Genomic DNA, 16,846 nt, shown 5'->3' with positions numbered 1-16,846 from the left:
TTATGTACGGAGATTCGCGGTAATCAGGCTTCGATGACGGCGAGGATTTCGTTCTCGCTCATCACCAGCAGGTCTTCGCCGTCGACCTTGACGGTGTTGCTGCCCGAGTACGGGCCGAACACCACCTTGTCACCGACCTTCACGGCCGGCGCGCGCACTTCGCCGTTGTCCAGCACGCGGCCGGTACCCACAGCAACGACTTCGCCACGGTTCGGCTTCTCGGCAGCGGAGCCCGGCAGGACGATGCCGCCTGCGGTCTTGGTTTCTTCTTCGCTGCGACGAATCACGACGCGGTCATGCAGAGGACGAAGCTTCATTGTCGATCTCTCCCAGTAGAGTGGTTCCATGCCGATGATGGTCATCGGCGGGTTGGCAAATTCCGGCGGGGCCGGTTGCGACTCGCCGGGGGCGAGCCGCAGAAGACGGACTGTCATGCGACAGCGACCTTGCGGTGACCGCTACATGCGGGCGCGCAAAATGATTTCAAGGGGCAACGATGAAAATTTCATAACGCCGATCAAGGCCGCAGGCTGCGGCCTTGCCACGCGCAGGGCGCCGGCTCAGCGATCGCGATCACGGCGTTCGTATTCGCCTTCGATCACGTTCGGGCGCTGCGCCGCGGAGCGCGCCTGCAGGTCGTCGGCGAAGGCCCGGCGGCGCTGCGCCTGGGCCTCGAGCCGGCGACTGAAGAAGCCGAACAGCAACTTGCGGGTCGGCGGGAAGAGGATGACCAGCGCCAGCGCATCGCTGATGAAGCCGGGCAGGAACAGCAGGCCGCCACCAACGGCCATCATCAGGCCCTCGAGCATCTCGCGCTCGGGCAGCTCGCCGCGTGCCAGGCGCTCGCGCGCGCGCCAGGCAGTGGCGAAACCGGCCAGGCGCATCAGCAGGATGCCGGCCAGGCCGGCGATCACCAGCAGCAGGATGGTCGCCAGCGCGCCGATCTCGCTGCCGACCTTGATCAGCAGGAACAGCTCGGCGAGTGGGAACAGCAAAAACAGCAGCAGAAATATTCGCATCACAAATCCTTGGTGGAAGCGACGAGCTTCCCGTGCACGGTAGATGACGGCGCCGCGCGGCGAATTCAAGCCGGCACCGGCGCCGCCTGTAACCGGATTATTCCCCGCCAGGCTGAAGCGGGGCTGAACGGCTGGTCCGCGCCATGGCCACCAGCGCCTGGCGCACCGCCAGCGGCGTCGGGCACGGCTCGGCGAAGGCCAGCCGGAACAGCCGGCGGCCGATGCGCAGGTGAAAGCCCTCGCTGTCGATGCCCGCCAGCGTGGCCGGCGGCGTCTGCGGCAGCCCGGCCTCGCGCACATAGTGAGCGATGGCGGCCGCGTGGTCGGCATTCATGTGCTCGACCATCGAGCGCTCGGCGGCGCCGTCCTCGGCTGCGAACGGGTTGGCCAGCGCGACCTGCTCGAGCCAGTGGATGGCACCGAAGCCGCCGATGTAGCGCCAGCGTACCGGCCGCAGCACCCAGAAGTCGAAGTCGTGGACGCGGTGGTAGTCCTGCGCCTCGGGGAAGTAGCGGTAGTACCGCTGCGCGGCCGCCTCGATGGCAGCCGGCTCGGCCAAGCGCTCGGCCTCGGCCAGCAGGGTCAGGCGCCCTGCGGCCTGCACGTCGTCGGCGTCGCGCTCGCCGACCAGCAGCGAGCAGTGCGGATCGGCCTGCAGGTTGCGCGTGTGCTGGGCGATACGGCTGATGAGGATCAGCGGCCAGCCCTGCGCGTCGAGGCAGTAGGGCACCACCGAGCCGAAGGGAAACCCGGGCATGGCCTGCGAGTGCGTCGACAGCACGCCGCGATATTCCGCGAGCAGCAGTTGTCGGGCATTCTTTACGGATTCGGCGCTCAACGGGACATCCTCGTAGGCAGACAGGGGCGCCCAGCATACCGTTTTGCCGAGCGCACGACTCGGCAACGGACAACCATCAGGAGGCTCGGATGCAGCTCGAAGACAAGGTCATCATCATCACCGGCGGCGGCCAGGGCCTGGGCCGCGCCATGGCCGAACACCTGGCCGGCCGCGGCGCCCGCCTCGCCCTGGTCGACCTCAACCAGGAGCGCCTGGCCGAGGCCGTCGCGGCGTGCCGGGACGCCGGCGGCGAAGCCCGCGCCTACCTCTGCAACGTGGCCGACGAAGCACAGGTGGTGGCGATGGTCGAGCAGGTGGCCAGCGAATTCGGCGCGCTGCACGGACTGGTCAACAACGCCGGCATCCTGCGCGACGGCCTGCTGCTCAAGGTCAAGGACGGGCAGATCGGCAAGATGAGCCTGGCCCAGTGGCAGGCGGTGATCGACGTCAACCTGACCGGCGTGTTCCTCTGCACCCGCGAGGTCGCGGCAAAGATGGTCGAGCTCAAGAGCGAAGGCGCGATCGTCAACATCTCGTCGATCTCGCGGGCCGGCAACATGGGCCAGACCAACTATTCGGCGGCCAAGGCCGGCGTGGCCTCGGCCACCGTGGTCTGGGCCAAGGAGCTGGCGCGCTACGGCATCCGCGTCGCCGGCGTCGCGCCCGGTTTCATCGAGACCGAGATGGTCGCCAGCATGAAGCCCGAGGCGCTGGAGAAGATGACCGCCGGCATTCCGCTCAAGCGCATGGGCAAGCCGGTGGAGATCGCCCAGGCGGTGGCCTTCATCTTCGAGAACGACTACTACAGCGGACGCATTCTCGAACTCGACGGCGGCCTGCGCCTGTAACCAGGCGGCGGCGGGCGCGCCTTGCAAGCCCGCCGCTCTGCTTACCAGCCGACGCCGAAGCCGAGGGTATAGCGGGTTTCGTCGAGATCGTTCTCGGCGCCGCTGATGATGTCCTTCTCGGCCTTCATGTTCAGCGAGGCCCAGTCGGTGACCTTGTAGCGCAGGCCGATCTCGGCATCGAGCGAGTAGTCGGCGACGTTCTCCAGCGGCTTGCCCAGCTCGCCGGTGCTGAACAGCTCGAAGGTCTTGCCGATCAGGTAGCGGTTGTAGTCCCACTTGCCGGCCAGCAGGTAGAAGTTCTCCTGGCTGCCGTCGGCGAACTCGTAGTCGCTGCGGTTGATCAGACCGGCCAGGGAGAAGGCGCCCAGGTCGTTGTCCCAGAACTGGTAACCCGGACCGGTACCGATGGTGCGCTGCCGGCGGACGTCCTCGATCTGGTCGCGCTTGTAGTCCAGGCGCCCCTGCCAGAACCACTTGTCGTCGAGGAAGCGGTCCAGCGCGTACTCGGCGTCCCAGTTGTCGGTGACGGTCACGCCGTCGCGGTATTCGCGGTTGTAGCTGGCCTTGCCGTTGTGCCGCCAGCGGCCATGCCGGGCCTTGGTATCGAAGTCGATGTCGTAGTCGTCGGTGTCGGTCTCGGCACGCTTGTAGTCGAGCGCGACGTCGACGTTGCCTTCCCAGAGGAAGTCCTCGACCACCGGCCGCGGATGGATGATCTGCGAGATGCTCGCCAGCTCGATGGTCCGCGGCGCGGCGCCGTTGGTCAGGGTGACCTTGCCGTCTTCGGCGGCTTGCAGCGCATGCGCCACCTCACCGGTGACGTCGCCTTCCTTGATCAGCAGCTTCTGGTCGCTCTGCAGGGTGCGGACCTTGTTCCACTGCACCGGGATCGAGCCGCCGTAGTCGGTCTTGACCAACAGCTTGCCGCCGTCGAGCAGGCTGATCTTGCCGGTCAGACGGTCACCGTTCTTCAGCCAGATGGTATCGGCGAGGGCCGGCAGGGAGATCGCGCAGAGCGAAGCGCACAACAGGGTTCTGGAAAACATATCGATTGGTAGGCAGCGATGGGAGTGGTGTAAAAAAGCCTGGCATTATCCCTATGCCCACAGCAGCAGCAAACTCAGACCGCCAGGCGGCAGTCGAGTTCAGTTCCGCCCAGCCCATGCGAGGCCGCCGATGCGCGACAGCCAGCCAGTCCTCCCTCCCGACGATGCCGCGGCGCGGCGCAGTGCGGTCTATACGCTTATGGCGCAGATCCCGCCGGGCAAGGTCATCAGCTATGGCGAGCTGGCCGCGCTGGCCGGGCTTGGCCGTGCCGCACGCTGGGTCGGCCGGCTGATGGCGCAACTGCCGGACGACACGCGCCTGCCCTGGCACCGGGTGATCGCCGCCGGCGGCCGCCTGAGCCTGCCGGCCGGCACGCCTGCCGGGCACGAACAACGTATGCGCCTGCGCGCCGAGGGCCTGAGCATCGTCAACGACCGGGTGGACATGCGTCGCCACGGCTGGCGCTCCACGGAGCCGAGCGGTTAGAGTGCGCGCTTCGCCCGATCGTCGTAGAAAACCGCTGTATGTCCCGTGAAACCTGGCGTGCTGCCATCCTCGCCTACGCCAGCCCGGCCAGCATCGCCCTGCTCCTGCTCGGCTTCGCCGCCGGGCTGCCCGCGATCCTCGTGTTCTCCACGCTGTCGGTCTGGCTGCGCGAGGCCGGGGTGTCGCGCGAGACGATCGGTTTCGCCAGCTGGATCAGCCTGGCCTATGCGTTCAAGTGGGTGTGGTCGCCGATGCTCGACCAGTGGCGCCTGCCCTGGCTCGGCCGCCTGGGGCGCCGGCGCTCCTGGCTGGTGCTGTCGCAGGCGGTGATCGCCCTCGGGCTGGTGGGCATGGCGCTGTGCAACCCGCAAACCAACCTGACCCTGCTGATCGCCCTGGCGGTGGCGGTGGCCTTCGCCTCGGCCACCCAGGACATCGCCATCGACGCCTACCGCCTGGAGATCGCCGAGGATCGCCTGCAGGCCACCCTGGCGGCGAGCTACATGACCGGCTACCGGGTGGCCATGCTGCTGGCCAGCGCCGGCGCGCTGTTTCTCGCCGAGTGGCTGGGCTCGAGCAGCCTGGAGTACAACCATGCGGCCTGGGCCGCTACCTACGTGGCCTTCGCCCTGCTCATCGTGCCCGGGCTGGTCACCAGCCTGGTGATCCGCGAACCGCAGGTCATTGCGCCGCTGCCGAGCACGCCGCCGCGCTACAGCTTCAATCATCAGCTGGCGGCCGTCGGCCTGCTGCTGGTGCTGCTGATCTCGCTGCCGGCGATGATCAATGCGCTGATCGCCCAGGCCTGGCCGCGGGCGACGCTCTATGCGCTGTTCATCCTCGGCAGCCTGTCGCCGATGGGCCGCATGCTGCTGGTCCCGGTGCGGGTGATGCTGCACCAGGCCTCGCAGCGCGAGCGCCCGGCCCGCTTCGACTTCGTCCACCAGGCGGTGTCGGTGATCGTGCTGATCATCCTCATCGTCTCCACCACCGGCATGTTCCAGTCGTACTGGGGCGGCTACTGGCCGCGCGGCACCATGTACCTGCTGATCTGCTGGGGCTGCCTGTCGGCGCCAGGGCGCATCCTCATGGGCCCGGTGCTGACGCCGATCACCGACTTCATCCTGCGCTACCGCTGGCAGGCGCTGCTGCTGCTCGGGCTGATCGCCACCTACCGCATGTCGGACACGGTGATGGGGGTGATGGCCAACGTGTTCTACATCGACCAGGGCTTTTCCAAGGACGAGATCGCCAGCGTCAGCAAGCTGTTCGGGCTGGTGATGACCCTGCTCGGCGCGGCCTTCGGCGGCCTGCTGATCGTGCGCTTCAGCATCCTGCCGATCCTGTTCATCGGCGGCGTGGCGTCGGCGGCGACCAACCTGCTGTTCATGCTGCTGGTGGAGATGGGCGCGAACCTGAACATGCTGGTGGTCACCATCTCCTGCGACAACTTCAGCGGCGGCCTGGCCTCGACGGCGTTCGTCGCCTACCTCTCGAGCCTGACCAACGTGAAGTTCTCGGCCACCCAGTACGCCCTGCTCAGCTCGCTGATGCTGCTGCTGCCCCGATTGCTGGGCGGCTATTCGGGGGTGATGGTCGAGCATCTCGGCTACAAGGACTTCTTCCTCGTCACCGCCCTGCTCGGCGTGCCGACCCTGGCGCTGATCCTCTGGCAATGGCGGCGCGGCGGCGGCACGCCACTGCCAGAGACCGAACCCGGCAGCGAGCGCGGCTAGCCCGGCTGCTGCACCAGGTGCACCACGCGCTGCGGGAACGGAATGCCGATGCCCGCCTCGCCCAGGCGCTCCTTGGCCAGCTCGAGGAACTCGGCGTTCACCGCCCCGAAGTCCGCGGTCGCCACCCAGGAGCGCAGCGCGAGGTTCACCGCGTTGTCGCCCAACCCGGTAACCACCACCACCGGCGCCGGCTCGCTGAGCACGCGCGGATCGCTGGCGATGGCCAGCAGCACCTGCCGTGCCTTCTTGATGTCGCTGCCGTAGTCGATGCCCACCGCGGTCTCGACGCGTCGCTGCGACTGTCGCGAATAGTTGATGATGCTGCCGTTGGACAGGCTGCCGTTGGGCATGATCACCGTCTTGTTGTCCAGGGTGCGCAGGATGGTGTGGAAGATCTGGATCGAGTCCACCGTCCCGCTGTTGCCCTGGGCCTCGATGAACTCGCCGACGCGGAACGGGCGGAACACCAGGATCAGCACGCCACCGGCGAAGTTCGCCAGGCTGCCCTGCAGGGCCAGGCCGATGGCCAGCCCCGCCGCGCCGATGGCGGCGATGAACGAGGTGGTCTCGACGCCGACCATCGAGGCCACGCTGACCAGCAGCAGCACCTTGAATATCACGCTGGCCAGGCTGCCGATGAAGCTGTGCAGCATCGGATCGACCTGGCGGCGCTGCAGCAGGCGCGAGACACGGGTCGTCACCAGATTGATCAGCCACCAGCCCAGCGCCAGGGTGATCAGCGCCAGGCCCAGCTGGCCGGCGTACTGCAGCACCAGCGGCAGCCAGGATTCGGACAGGTCGATCAGGTAGTCGACGTTCAGTTCCAAGGGTTTTCCTCCTCTTCGATGCACAAGCGCCGGCAAAGGTGCCGGCGCCAGGGATGACGGAGCCCTGCGGCCCCGCTCGCGAGTCTTCAGTCGCGGAAATTGTTGAACTGCAGCGGCATGCCCAGATCCTTGCTACGCAGCAGGGCGATGGCTTCCTGCAGGTCGTCGCGCTTCTTGCCGGTCACCCGCACCTGCTCGCCCTGGATGGCGGCCTGCACCTTGAGCTTGGCGTCCTTGATGTGGGCGACGATCTTCTTGGCCAGCTCCTTGTCGATGCCCTCGCGCAGCGTGACCTCCTGCTTGACCACCTTGCCCGACGGGTAGGCGTCCTTGAACTCGAGGCACTGGATGTCGATCTTGCGCTTGACCAGACTCAACTTGAGAATCTCGATCATCTGCTCCAATTGGAAATCGGCTTCGGCCGTGAGCTGGACGGTCAGATCCTTCAGCTCGAACGAACCCTTTCCGCGCAGGTCGTAGCGGCGGTCGAGTTCCTTGATGGCGTTGTCGACCGCATTGGTCACTTCGTGCTTGTCCAGTTCGGACACCACGTCGAACGAAGGCATGAATCTTCTCCAATTCAATGAGCGCGACGGTTGGCGAAGCCCCCGGCGCCTGGCTTGACGGTTGCAAATGCGCCGTCATTATAACTGCTCGACACGAGACCGCCGGCGCCACGCGGCAAAGCGACAGGATGTCACCTTTCTCGATGAATCAGCCCATGCCCAACCCCCAACTCGGAATCCTCGTCGTCGATGACGCCAAGTTCTCCAGCGTCATGATCGGCCGCGCACTGAACAAGGCCGGCTACCAGGATGTCCGCTTCGCCAGTAGCGCAGAGGATGCCCTGCGCCAGCTGGCCGAACGCCCGACCCACGTCCTGCTCGCCGACTGGCTGATGCCCGAAACCGACGGTCTGCAACTGACCGCGCGCGTGCGCGAGCTCGACGGCCACAGCGGCCACTACACCTACGTCATCCTGCTCACCGGCCGCGACGGCGTCGATGAGTTGGCCCGGGCCTTCGACCAGGGCGTGGACGACTTCATCAGCAAGGCGGCCATGCACGAGCAGCTGCTGCCGCGGGTGCTGGCCGCCGACCGCCTGTGCGGCTCGCTGCAGCGACTCAAGCAGGAAAACCGCCAGCTGGCCAGCGACGTGGCCATGCTCGAACGGCACAACCTGACCGATCCGCTCACCGGCCTCGGCAATCGCCGCTGCCTCGAGCAGCGCCTGGCCGCCACCCTGCGCCAGCTGGAGCGTCGCGAGACCGCGCTGTGCTACCTGCACATCGGCCTGCAGAACGGCACCCAGCTGCGCGCCGAACTGGGCGCTGCGCAGCACGACGAACTGCTGCAGGCGCTGGCCCGGCGCCTGCAGCAGCTGGTCCGCCCGCTGGACACCCTGGTACGCCTGGACGACCGCCACTTCGGCGTGCTGGCCCAGGTCGACAGCAGCCGGGGCTGCTCGCCGGGCAGCTTCAAGCGCCTGCACGAAGGGCTCAACCTCAAGGCCTTCAGGACGCGCGAGGGCTTCGTCTCGGTGAAGGCGGGCATCGTCCTGCTCACGCTGGATGCCAGCGGCCTGCCGGCCAGCGCACCGGAACTCTTGCGACAGGCCGATGCCCTGCTGCCCAGCGCCTACAGCGCCGGGCGCATCGTCCCGCTGCACCTGCGGCAGCCGGCATGACCTGGCACATCCTCGGCGCCGGCAGCCTTGGCAGCCTGTGGGCCTGCCGCCTGGCGCAGGCCGGCGCGCCGGTGCGGCTGATCCTGCGTGACGCCGCCCGCCTGGCCGCCTACCGGCAGGCCGGCGGCCTGGCGCTGCAGCAGGACGGCCACTGGCAGCGCCTGGCCATTGCCGCCGAGCTGCCCGGCGCCGAGGCGCCGATCACCCGCCTGCTGGTCGCTTGCAAGGCCTACGACGCCGAGGCGGCCGTGGCCAGTGTCGCCCGGCGCCTGGTAGCGGGCTGCGAGCTCCTGCTGCTGCAGAACGGCCTCGGCAGCCAGCAGGCGATCGCCGCGCGTTGGCCACAGGCACGTTGCCTGTTCGTCTCCAGCACCGAGGGCGCCTATCGCCATGCCGATTTCCAGGTGGTCTTCGCCGGGCGCGGGCAGAACTGGCTGGGCGACCCGCAGGATCCGACACCGCCGGCCTGGCTGGCGACCCTGGAGCAGGCCGGCATCCCCCTGCAGTGGACGCCGGCGATCCTCGCGCGACTCTGGCGCAAGCTGGCGCTGAACTGCGCGATCAACCCGCTGACGGTACTGCACGACTGCCGCAACGGCGGGCTGCTGGCGCGGCGCGACGAGGTGCTGGCACTGTGCGACGAGCTGGCCCGGCTGCTGCAGGCGGTCGGCCAAGCACAGGCCGCCGACGACCTGGCTGACGAGGTGTTGCGGGTGATCGAGGCCACCGCCGCCAACCTTTCCTCGATGCAGCAGGACGTCGCCGCCGGCCGCCGCACGGAGATCGCCTACCTGCTCGGCCATGCCTGCCGGACCGCCGCCGATCACGCCCTCGCCCTGCCGCGCCTGCAGGCGCTCGACGAACGCCTGCGCCAGTGCCTGGCCGCGCGCGGATTGCCCACCGATTGAGGCGCCGCTACCCTGCAGGCATCTTTCTGCTGCATGGCCGAGCCCGATGAACCTGCGCCAGCGCCTCGCCAATCTGCCGGTCGGTCGCAAGCTGCTGACCGCCCTGCTCGCCCTGCTCGCGGCGGTGCTGCTGGTCTCCAACCTGGCCTTCATCAGCGCCGCCTACTGGATCTCGCGGCAGAGCGTGGCACCCCAGGCGATGCACACCATCGGCGCGCTGTCGGCCACCCCGCAGCTGAGCCGGAGCGTGCTGACCTCGACGCAGGCGGCCAACGACTTCCTCCAGCGCCTGGGCGACTACCCGCCGCTGCGCGTGGCGGCGATCTACGACCCGGCCGGCAACCTGTTCGCCCAGCTGCAACGCGGCCAGCCACTGGTACTGCCCGGGCGCATCGACGACGTCGCCCGCTGGCGGGCCAATGAAATTCGCGCCAGCTTCCTCACCGACCTGCCACAGGCCGACGGGCCGCCGGCGCACCTGTTGCTGGTGATCAGCAGCGAACTGCCCGGCGCCTTCTACACCGGCACGCTGACCGCCAGCGTGGCGATCCTGCTCATCAGCCTGCTGCTCTGGCTGCTGGTGGCGCGGCAGATCCGCCGGCTGATCACCCAGCCGATCCGCAGCCTCGAGGCGCTGTCGCGCCAGGTCACCCGCGAGGAGAACTACGGCCTGCGGGCCGCGCCGGGCAACGAGGACGAGATCGGCCGGCTGGGCGATGCCTTCAACACCATGCTGTCGCGCATCGAGGCCCGCGAGCAGCAGCTCAAGCGCGCCCGCGACGACGCCCAGGCCGCGTTCAGCCAGGCCCAGGGTTTGGCCGAGGAAACGCGCAATTCCAACCGCCGGCTGGAGCTGGAAGTCCAGGTGCGCAGCAAGATCGAGCAGAAGCTCACCGGCTTCCAGAACTACCTCAACAGCATCATCGACTCGATGCCCTCGGCGCTGATCGCCCTCGACGAGCAGCTCTACGTCACCCAGTGGAACCACGAGGCCAGCGTGCTCTCCGGCACCCCGCTGGACGATGCGCTGAACCAGCCGGTGTTCATCGCCTTCGAGCCGCTCAAGCCCTACCTGGCGCAGATCCGCCGTACCGCCGAACGCCACGAGGTGGAAGTGATCGAGCGGGTCACCTGGACGCTGAACGACGAGTCGCGCCACTACACCCTGACCTTCTATCCGCTGAGCGGCGCCGGCGGGCGCGGCGTGGTGATCCGCATCGACGACATCACCCAGCGCGTGGGCATGGAGGAAATCATGGTGCAGTCCGAGAAGATGCTCTCGGTCGGCAGCCTGGCGGCCGGCATGGCCCACGAGATCAACAACCCGCTGGGCGCCATCCTGCACAACGTGCAGAACATCCGCCGGCGCCTGTCGCCGGAACTGGAACGCAACCGCGAAGCCGCCGAAGAGACCGGCGTGCAGCTCGAGGCGGTGAACCGCTACCTGCAGCGGCGCGAGATCCCGCAGATGCTCGACGGCATCCAGCACGCCGGTTCGCGGGCGGCGAAGATCGTCAGCCACATGCTCAGCTTCAGCCGCATGAGCAACCGCCAGCTGGCCGAATGCCAGTTGCCGGCGCTGATCGAGCAGGCCCTGGAAATCGCCGGCAACGACTTCGCCCTGCTCGACAGCTTCGACTTCAAGGCGATCCGCATCGTGCGCGACTACGACCCGCGGGTCGATCGCGTCCCCTGCATCGGCAACGAGCTCGAGCAGGTCCTGCTCAACCTGCTGAAGAACGCAGCACAAGCCATCCACCAGAAGCAGGACCGCGACGCGCCGGGGCAGATCACCCTGCGCACACGCCTGCAGCCGCCCTGGGTCGAGATCCAGGTGGAAGACAACGGTGGCGGCATTCCCGAGGCGGTGCGCACGCGCATCTTCGAGCCGTTCTTCACCACCAAGGAAGTAGGCCAGGGAACCGGACTGGGCCTTTCCGTTTCGTATTTCATCATCACCAACAACCACAAGGGGCAGATGGAGGTCCAGTCGCAACCCGGCCAGGGCGCCACCTTCACCCTGCGTTTACCGCTGGCTACCGCCAACGAGCCGGCCTCCAGCTGACAAGGACAGACGATGGGCAACCGACTTTCGAAGATCTACACGCGCACCGGCGACGCCGGCGAAACCGGCCTGGGCGACGGCCGCCGGGTGGCCAAGGACCACCCGCGCGTCGAGGCCATGGGCGAGGTGGACAGCCTCAACAGCCACCTCGGCCTGCTGCTCGCCGAACTGGCCGAGGCGCAGATCCGCTGGCCCGCGCTGGACGAGCTGATCCCGGTGCTCGCGCCGTGCCAGCACCGCCTGTTCGACCTCGGTGGCGAGCTGGCGATGCCCGACTACCAGGCGCTCGGCGAGGCCGAGGTGCAACGCCTGGAGGCGGCGATCGACCGCTGGAACCAGGAACTCGGCCCGCTCAAGGAGTTCATCCTGCCCGGCGGCTCGCGGCTCATCGCCCAGGCGCACCTGTGCCGCAGCCTGGCCCGCACCGCCGAGCGCCGCTGCCAGCAGCTCAACGCCAGCGAGCCGCTGCGCCCGACGCTGCTGGCCTATCTCAACCGGCTGTCGGACCTGCTGTTCGTCGCGGCCCGGCTGATCGCCCGCCGCCAGGGCTGCGCCGAAGTGCTCTGGCAGGCCGCCGCGCACGATGCCGCGCACGACTGACCCGCCGCTCGACCGGCGCCGGCGCACCCGCGAGGCGCTGCATGCCGCCTGGGAAGCGCTGGTGGTGCTGCTGGTGTGCTTCAACCTGGGGCTGATCGTGTTCGACAGCCTGTTCGCCGTTCCGCCGGTCAGCCAGCTGCTCGCCGGCCTGGCACCCGGCGCCCACGCGCTCTATGCCGAGCGCATCCACGCCAACTTCGCGCTCATCGACCTGGCCTTCGTCGCGGTGTTCATCTTCGACGTGCTGCTCGGCTGGGCCGTGGCGCTGTGCGAGCGCCGCTACGCACGCTGGTACTACTACCCCTTCGCCCACTGGTACGACGTGCTCGGCTGCATCCCCTTGTCGGGTTTTCGCTGGCTGCGCGTGCTGCGGGTCGGCGCGCTGCTGGTCCGCCTGCAGCGGCTGGGCCTGATCGACATGCGCGGCTGGCCGGTCTACGGCGTGCTCAACCGCTATTACCTGCTGCTGATCGAGGAGCTCGCCGACCGCGTGATGGTCCGCCTGTTCGGCCGCCTGCAGCAGGAGCTCGGCAGTACCGACGACCTGTCGCGCCGGCTGATCGAGGACGTCATCCGGCCGCGCAAGCAGCGTCTGATCGCCGATGTCGCGCGGCGCCTGCAGGCCATGCTGGAGACCGGCTACCGCGACAACCGCGGCGATATCGAAGGCTATGTCGGCCAGTTGATCCACCGTGCACTGCAGGACAATCCCGAGCTGCGCCGCCTGCGGCGCCTGCCCTTGGGCGGGCATCTGGCCGACAGCCTGGACGAGGCCCTGGCGGACATCGCCACGCGGCTGATCCAGGCCAGCGTCGACGGCCTGCGCGGCCCGCAGTTCCAGGCCCTGGCCAACCGCCTGGCCGACGAGTTCTTCGACGCCTGGCTGTATCAGGACGAACGCACCGACCTGGCGCTGGAAGAGGTGCTGGTGGACATCATCGAGGTGCTCAAGCAGCAGGTGCTGGACCGCCGCTGGAGCCGCTTCGTCGGCCCCAACCCGCCGCCCACCCCGCCAGGCTGAACTCAGCCCGGCGCCTCGTCCTCGTCCACCGCGCGGAAGCCGGCCGCCGAGCGCTCGTGCAGGCGCGCGCCGATGACCATCTCCGTGGCCCAGTTGACCAGGATCGAGGTATAGGCCTCCTGGCAGCGCTCGTCGCTCAGGGCGTGGTCGGCGCCGAAGATGATCCGGTGGGTCAGCGAGTGGGTTTTCTGGAACGCCGCGCGGTAGTTCATGATGGTCTGGTGCGGCACCAGGTGGTCCTTCTCCGACTCGACGATGAGCACGTCGCCCTCGAAGCGCGCGCAGGCGGCAAGCGCCTGGTTCTCGGTAGGCAGCACACGGCTGCCACGCAGCTCGTCGAGCACGGCGCGGTCGAGCTGGCGCTTGGGCACGCGCCAGTCGTCGTCGCGGTACAACGCCGGCACCCGCAGGGCCAGCCACTTGACCGGGCGCAAGCCGCTCACCAGCGCGGCCAGGTAGCCGCCGTAGCTGGTGCCGACCACGGCGATGGCGGCCGGGTCGATGTGCGGGTGCGCCGCCAGCAGGTCGTAGGCGGCCAGCACGTCGCGCAGGTTCTGCTCGCGCGTCACCGTCTGCTGCTGCGCCAGCGTCTGGCCGTGGCCGCGCAGGTCGAACGACAGGCACACGCAACCCAGCCCGGCGATGCCGCGCGCGCGCGCCAGGTCGCGCTCCTGGCTGCCGCCCCAGCCATGGACGAAGAGCACGCCCGGCATGCGCGGCGGCGGCGTCAGGAAGGTCCCGGCGATGTGTTCGTCGTCGACCAGGATGTCGACCGCCTCGCTATGGGTTGCCATGCTCGAGCACCACGTACTTGGTCAGGAATCCGACTTCGGCATCCTCGCCGCGGAACAGCACCTCGGCGTTCGGCGGGATCGCACAGCCCTCGCCATAGCACTCGCGGGTCGCGGCGCGCACCACCCGCGCCGGGTCTTCGCGCAGCAGTCCCAGCGCGGCGATCTCCGCACCACTCGCCCCGCCGATCCGCCAGGACTGCTCCAGCACACCCGAGCAGAGGCGCCCGCGCGGGTCCACGCCCTGGGCGATGTCGTAGTTGCGCCGCGAGGCGATCAGGCCGCGATAGGCGCTGCGCGCGGCACGGTCGTAGACCTGCGCCTGGCGGATCGCCAGGCGCGTGGCATCGTCCAGCTCGCAGCGCAGCAGGGCATCGAAATCGCCGCTGACCACTACCAGGTCGGAGCCGCCGTAGACCTGCTGGCCGCCATTGTCCTCGGTCAGCCGCTGGGTGCCGTAGTAGCTGGCCAGCTGCTCGCCGACCCGCACCTGGCCGACGCTGAAGGTGGTCACCTGGTCGAGGTTGCTCTCCAGCACCAGGCCGTAGGTTTCCAGCTCATGCGCGTCGAGTTCGGCCAGGGCCTGGTCGAGCGCCGCCTGGTCCGCCACCTCGACCTGCCCGCGCCCGCCGGTGGCGCGCACCGGCTTGAGTCGCAGCGGGCCGTCATGCAGCAGGCGCAGCCCGGCATCCCGTGCATCGGCCAGGGTGAAGGCGCTGTAGCCCGGCAGCACGCTGTCGCGCACCTCGGCGCAGAACTCGCGCGACCAGCCCACCGGCGCGTCGGCCTCGCTGCGCACCAGCGGATGGGTGATGGCCTTGGTCTGCACGAAGGGATGCGGCACCAACCCGCCGAACAGGTCCTGCTCGCTTTCCAGGCCGAGTTCGCGCGCCTCGCTGCTGCCGACGATGGTGCCCGACGGCACCAGGTAGACGTGGCCGGCCGGCGCGGCACCGGGCGTGTAGTCGCCGGCATAGCGATAGCCGAGCAGCGCGGCCAGGCGCTCGGCCAGCGCGGCATGGACGCGGCGTTCGTGCAGCGGTTCGTGGCTGCGATTGGGGTAGGTCATCACCACCCCGCGCGGCACGTGCGAAGAACCCTCGTTGTTCATCAGACAGCTCCCTGGACTGCGTAAGGCGTTGCGCCGGCTGGCGCGCGCGTTTCATCCGAGCCTCGAGCGGACCGGTGTCCCAATCTAGACCGCGGGACGGGCGTAACGATCCAGCCGCCGCGGCCGCATCGGCGAATGGGCTGATTGCCGTCCGGAAAAAGAAAACCCCGCCACAGGGCGGGGTTCGCAGTGCCGGGCAGGCGCCTCAGACCACCGGTGCGCTGCTGCGGATCAGGTGGTCGAAGGCCGACAGCGAGGCCTTGGCGCCTTCGCCCACCGCGATGACGATCTGCTTGTACGGCACCGTGGTCACGTCGCCGGCGGCGAACACGCCGGGCAGGCTGGTCTGGCCCTTGGCGTCGACCACGATCTCGCCGAAGCGCGACAGCTCCAGGGTACCCTTGAGCCATTCGCTGTTGGGCAGCAGGCCGATTTGCACGAAGATGCCTTCCAGCTCGACGTCGTGCAGCGCGTCAGTGTGGCGGTCCTTGTAGACCAGCCCGGTGACCTTCTGCCCGTCGCCCTTGACCTCGGTGGTCTGCGCCATCTTCAGCACGGTGACGTTGGGCAGGCTGTTGAGCTTGCGCTGCAGCACCGCGTCGGCGCGCAGGCTCTCGCCGAACTCCAGCAGGGTGACGTGGGCGACGATGCCGGCCAGGTCGATGGCCGCCTCGACGCCGGAGTTGCCGCCGCCGATCACCGCCACGCGCTTGCCCTTGAACAACGGGCCGTCGCAGTGCGGGCAGTAGGCCACGCCACGGCCGCGGTACTCCTGCTCGCCGGGCACGTTCATCTCGCGCCAGCGGGCACCGGTGGCGAGGATCAGGGTCTTGGCCTTGAGCTCGCCGCCGTTGTCGAAGCGCACGGTGTGCAGGCCGTCGTCGCCAGCCGGGATCAGCTGGCTGGCGCGCTGCAGGTTCATCACGTCGACCTCGTAGGCGCGCACGTGTTCTTCCAGGGCGCGGGCCAGTTTCGGGCCTTCGGTTTCCTGCACCGAGATGAAGTTCTCGATGGCCATGGTGTCGAGCACCTGGCCGCCGAAGCGCTCGGCGGCGACGCCGGTGCGGATGCCCTTGCGCGCCGCGTAGATCGCCGCCGCGGCGCCAGCCGGGCCACCACCGATGACGAGCACGTCGAAGGCGCTCTTGGCCTTGAGCTTCTCGGCATCACGCGCACCGGCGCCGGTGTCGAGCTTGGCGAGGATCTCCTCGACGCCCATGCGCCCCTGGCCGAAGGGTTCGCCGTTGAGGTAGAGGCTCGGCACCGACATGATCTGCCGTGCCTCGACCTCGTCCTGGAACAGCGCGCCGTCGATGGCCACGTGGTGGATGTTGGGGTTGAGCACCGCCATCAGGTTCAGCGCCTGGACCACGTCCGGGCAGTTCTGGCAGGACAGCGAGAAGTAGGTCTCGAAGCGGTACTCGCCCTCGAGCGCCTGGATCTGCTCGATCAGCTCGGCCGACAGCTTCGACGGGTGGCCGCCGACCTGCAGCAGCGCCAGTACCAGCGAGGTGAACTCGTGGCCCATGGGCAGGCCGGCGAAACGCAGGTCGATCTCGCGGTCGGGGCGCACCAGGGCGAACGACGGCCGGCGCACATCGTTGCCGGCGGTGTTCAGGCTGATCTTGTCGCTCAGGCCGTTGATGTCGTTCAGCAGCGCGAGCATTTCCTCGGACTTGGCGCTGTCGTCGAGCGAGGCGACGATCTCGAACGGCTGGGTGACCTTTTCCAGGTAGGCCTTCAGTTGGGTCTTGAGATTGGCATCGAGCATCAACAGCACCTCATCGGGTATCAGGTAGCAAAACGCCCGGACGGGTCGCGTCCAGGCGTCGGGGTGAAGGCACCCGGAGGTGCCTTCGGAG

Annotated in this window: 17 protein-coding genes; 8 read left to right on the top strand and 9 right to left on the bottom strand. The window is 68.5% G+C overall.

The window, feature by feature from the left end; all coding sequences use genetic code 11:
- Nucleotides 1-23: 23 nt before the first annotated feature.
- The 3 genes from L3N39_RS07445 to L3N39_RS07435 all read right to left on the bottom strand — a co-directional run bounded on the left by L3N39_RS07445 (nt 24) and on the right by L3N39_RS07435 (nt 1,857).
- Nucleotides 24-317 (bottom strand): co-chaperone GroES, encoded by a 294-nt coding sequence (locus L3N39_RS07445; protein ID WP_011914234.1) that lies wholly within the window; start codon nt 315-317, stop codon nt 24-26.
- Nucleotides 318-560: 243 nt separating this feature from the next.
- On the bottom strand, nt 561-1,019 hold the full coding sequence (locus tag L3N39_RS07440) for an FxsA family protein (RefSeq protein ID WP_237256698.1): 459 nt from the start codon (nt 1,017-1,019) through the stop codon (nt 561-563).
- Between the two features lie 97 nt (nt 1,020-1,116).
- On the bottom strand, nt 1,117-1,857 hold the full coding sequence (locus L3N39_RS07435; RefSeq protein ID WP_237256697.1) for a HugZ family pyridoxamine 5'-phosphate oxidase: 741 nt from the start codon (nt 1,855-1,857) through the stop codon (nt 1,117-1,119).
- A gap of 89 nt (nt 1,858-1,946) precedes the next feature.
- Between L3N39_RS07435 and L3N39_RS07430 the strand changes: the two genes are divergently transcribed.
- Entirely contained in the window at nt 1,947-2,705 is a 759-nt protein-coding gene (locus L3N39_RS07430; RefSeq protein WP_237256696.1) for an SDR family oxidoreductase, read from the top strand.
- A 41-nt stretch (nt 2,706-2,746) separates the two neighbouring features.
- Here L3N39_RS07430 and L3N39_RS07425 read toward each other — a convergent pair whose 3' ends face one another.
- Entirely contained in the window at nt 2,747-3,751 is a 1,005-nt protein-coding gene (locus L3N39_RS07425) for a DUF481 domain-containing protein (RefSeq protein WP_237256695.1), read from the bottom strand.
- A gap of 130 nt (nt 3,752-3,881) precedes the next feature.
- On the opposite strand from L3N39_RS07425, the gene L3N39_RS07420 reads away from it, so the two are divergent.
- Together L3N39_RS07420 and L3N39_RS07415 are read left to right on the top strand one after the other, a co-directional pair.
- Nucleotides 3,882-4,238 carry an MGMT family protein gene (locus L3N39_RS07420; RefSeq protein ID WP_237256694.1) on the top strand — a complete coding sequence of 119 codons (357 nt, stop codon included), beginning with the start codon at nt 3,882-3,884 and terminating at the stop codon, nt 4,236-4,238.
- Nucleotides 4,239-4,276: 38 nt separating this feature from the next.
- Complete coding sequence (locus L3N39_RS07415) at nt 4,277-5,974, top strand: AmpG family muropeptide MFS transporter (RefSeq protein ID WP_237256693.1); 1,698 nt, start codon at nt 4,277-4,279, stop codon at nt 5,972-5,974.
- On the opposite strand, the gene L3N39_RS07410 is transcribed toward L3N39_RS07415, so the two are convergent.
- Together L3N39_RS07410 and L3N39_RS07405 are read right to left on the bottom strand one after the other, a co-directional pair.
- Nucleotides 5,971-6,801, bottom strand: coding sequence for a mechanosensitive ion channel family protein (locus L3N39_RS07410; RefSeq protein WP_237256692.1), 831 nt, complete (start codon nt 6,799-6,801; stop codon nt 5,971-5,973). The genes L3N39_RS07415 and L3N39_RS07410 overlap by 4 nt on opposite strands.
- Nucleotides 6,802-6,887: 86 nt before the next feature.
- On the bottom strand, nt 6,888-7,367 hold the full coding sequence (locus L3N39_RS07405; RefSeq protein WP_237256691.1) for a YajQ family cyclic di-GMP-binding protein: 480 nt from the start codon (nt 7,365-7,367) through the stop codon (nt 6,888-6,890).
- Between the two features lie 155 nt (nt 7,368-7,522).
- Here L3N39_RS07405 and L3N39_RS07400 point away from each other — a divergent pair, with 155 nt between their 5' ends.
- The 5 genes from L3N39_RS07400 to L3N39_RS07380 are packed head-to-tail and all read left to right on the top strand — an operon-like array spanning nt 7,523 to nt 13,082.
- Nucleotides 7,523-8,488 carry a response regulator gene (locus L3N39_RS07400; protein ID WP_237256690.1) on the top strand — a complete coding sequence of 322 codons (966 nt, stop codon included), beginning with the start codon at nt 7,523-7,525 and terminating at the stop codon, nt 8,486-8,488.
- Nucleotides 8,485-9,396, top strand: coding sequence for a putative 2-dehydropantoate 2-reductase (locus tag L3N39_RS07395; protein ID WP_237256689.1), 912 nt, complete (start codon nt 8,485-8,487; stop codon nt 9,394-9,396). The genes L3N39_RS07400 and L3N39_RS07395 overlap by 4 nt, the downstream gene beginning before the upstream one ends.
- Before the next feature lie 46 nt (nt 9,397-9,442).
- The gene (locus L3N39_RS07390) at nt 9,443-11,461 is read left to right on the top strand and encodes a sensor histidine kinase (protein WP_237256688.1); all 2,019 of its coding nucleotides are present in this window, start codon (nt 9,443-9,445) and stop codon (nt 11,459-11,461) included.
- Between the two features lie 12 nt (nt 11,462-11,473).
- A complete protein-coding gene (locus tag L3N39_RS07385) occupies nt 11,474-12,061 on the top strand; it encodes a cob(I)yrinic acid a,c-diamide adenosyltransferase (RefSeq protein ID WP_237256687.1) in 588 nt (195 codons plus the stop codon).
- Entirely contained in the window at nt 12,045-13,082 is a 1,038-nt protein-coding gene (locus L3N39_RS07380; protein WP_237256686.1) for an ion transporter, read from the top strand. The genes L3N39_RS07385 and L3N39_RS07380 overlap by 17 nt, the downstream gene beginning before the upstream one ends.
- Before the next feature lie 2 nt (nt 13,083-13,084).
- Here the strand turns inward: L3N39_RS07380 and L3N39_RS07375 are convergent, their stop codons facing one another.
- The 3 genes from L3N39_RS07375 to ahpF all read right to left on the bottom strand — a co-directional run bounded on the left by L3N39_RS07375 (nt 13,085) and on the right by ahpF (nt 16,755).
- Nucleotides 13,085-13,876, bottom strand: a complete 792-nt coding sequence (locus L3N39_RS07375; protein WP_237256685.1) for an alpha/beta hydrolase family protein — start codon at nt 13,874-13,876, stop codon at nt 13,085-13,087.
- On the bottom strand, nt 13,863-14,984 hold the full coding sequence (locus L3N39_RS07370; RefSeq protein WP_237256684.1) for a DUF3182 family protein: 1,122 nt from the start codon (nt 14,982-14,984) through the stop codon (nt 13,863-13,865). Before L3N39_RS07370 ends, L3N39_RS07375 begins: the two co-directional genes overlap by 14 nt.
- A 205-nt stretch (nt 14,985-15,189) precedes the next feature.
- Nucleotides 15,190-16,755: an alkyl hydroperoxide reductase subunit F gene (ahpF, locus tag L3N39_RS07365; protein WP_237256683.1), complete on the bottom strand. Its 1,566-nt coding sequence runs from the start codon at nt 16,753-16,755 to the stop codon at nt 15,190-15,192.
- Between the last annotated feature and the right edge of the window lie 91 nt (nt 16,756-16,846).

It is taken from the genome of Pseudomonas oligotrophica (assembly GCF_021726475.1).
Classification (GTDB): Bacteria; Pseudomonadota; Gammaproteobacteria; order Pseudomonadales; family Pseudomonadaceae; genus Stutzerimonas; species Stutzerimonas oligotrophica.
The sequence above is the reverse complement of the archived record's forward strand: the minus strand, read 5'-3'. Positions and strand labels throughout refer to the sequence as shown.

Bases quoted from the DNA above. Each gene is read 5' to 3' on its own strand.
- L3N39_RS07445 (WP_011914234.1), bottom strand. From the start codon at position 317: ATGAAGCTTCGTCCTCTGCATGACCGCGTCGTGATTCGTCGCAGCGAA.
- L3N39_RS07440 (WP_237256698.1), bottom strand. From the start codon at position 1,019: ATGCGAATATTTCTGCTGCTGTTTTTGCTGTTCCCACTCGCCGAGCTG.
- L3N39_RS07430 (WP_237256696.1), top strand. From the start codon at position 1,947: ATGCAGCTCGAAGACAAGGTCATCATCATCACCGGCGGCGGCCAGGGC.
- L3N39_RS07425 (WP_237256695.1), bottom strand. From the start codon at position 3,751: ATGTTTTCCAGAACCCTGTTGTGCGCTTCGCTCTGCGCGATCTCCCTG.
- L3N39_RS07420 (WP_237256694.1), top strand. From the start codon at position 3,882: ATGCGCGACAGCCAGCCAGTCCTCCCTCCCGACGATGCCGCGGCGCGG.
- L3N39_RS07415 (WP_237256693.1), top strand. From the start codon at position 4,277: ATGTCCCGTGAAACCTGGCGTGCTGCCATCCTCGCCTACGCCAGCCCG.
- L3N39_RS07405 (WP_237256691.1), bottom strand. From the start codon at position 7,367: ATGCCTTCGTTCGACGTGGTGTCCGAACTGGACAAGCACGAAGTGACC.
- L3N39_RS07400 (WP_237256690.1), top strand. From the start codon at position 7,523: ATGCCCAACCCCCAACTCGGAATCCTCGTCGTCGATGACGCCAAGTTC.
- L3N39_RS07395 (WP_237256689.1), top strand. From the start codon at position 8,485: ATGACCTGGCACATCCTCGGCGCCGGCAGCCTTGGCAGCCTGTGGGCC.
- L3N39_RS07390 (WP_237256688.1), top strand. From the start codon at position 9,443: ATGAACCTGCGCCAGCGCCTCGCCAATCTGCCGGTCGGTCGCAAGCTG.
- L3N39_RS07385 (WP_237256687.1), top strand. From the start codon at position 11,474: ATGGGCAACCGACTTTCGAAGATCTACACGCGCACCGGCGACGCCGGC.
- L3N39_RS07380 (WP_237256686.1), top strand. From the start codon at position 12,045: ATGCCGCGCACGACTGACCCGCCGCTCGACCGGCGCCGGCGCACCCGC.
- L3N39_RS07375 (WP_237256685.1), bottom strand. From the start codon at position 13,876: ATGGCAACCCATAGCGAGGCGGTCGACATCCTGGTCGACGACGAACAC.
- L3N39_RS07370 (WP_237256684.1), bottom strand. From the start codon at position 14,984: ATGAACAACGAGGGTTCTTCGCACGTGCCGCGCGGGGTGGTGATGACC.
- ahpF (WP_237256683.1), bottom strand. From the start codon at position 16,755: ATGCTCGATGCCAATCTCAAGACCCAACTGAAGGCCTACCTGGAAAAG.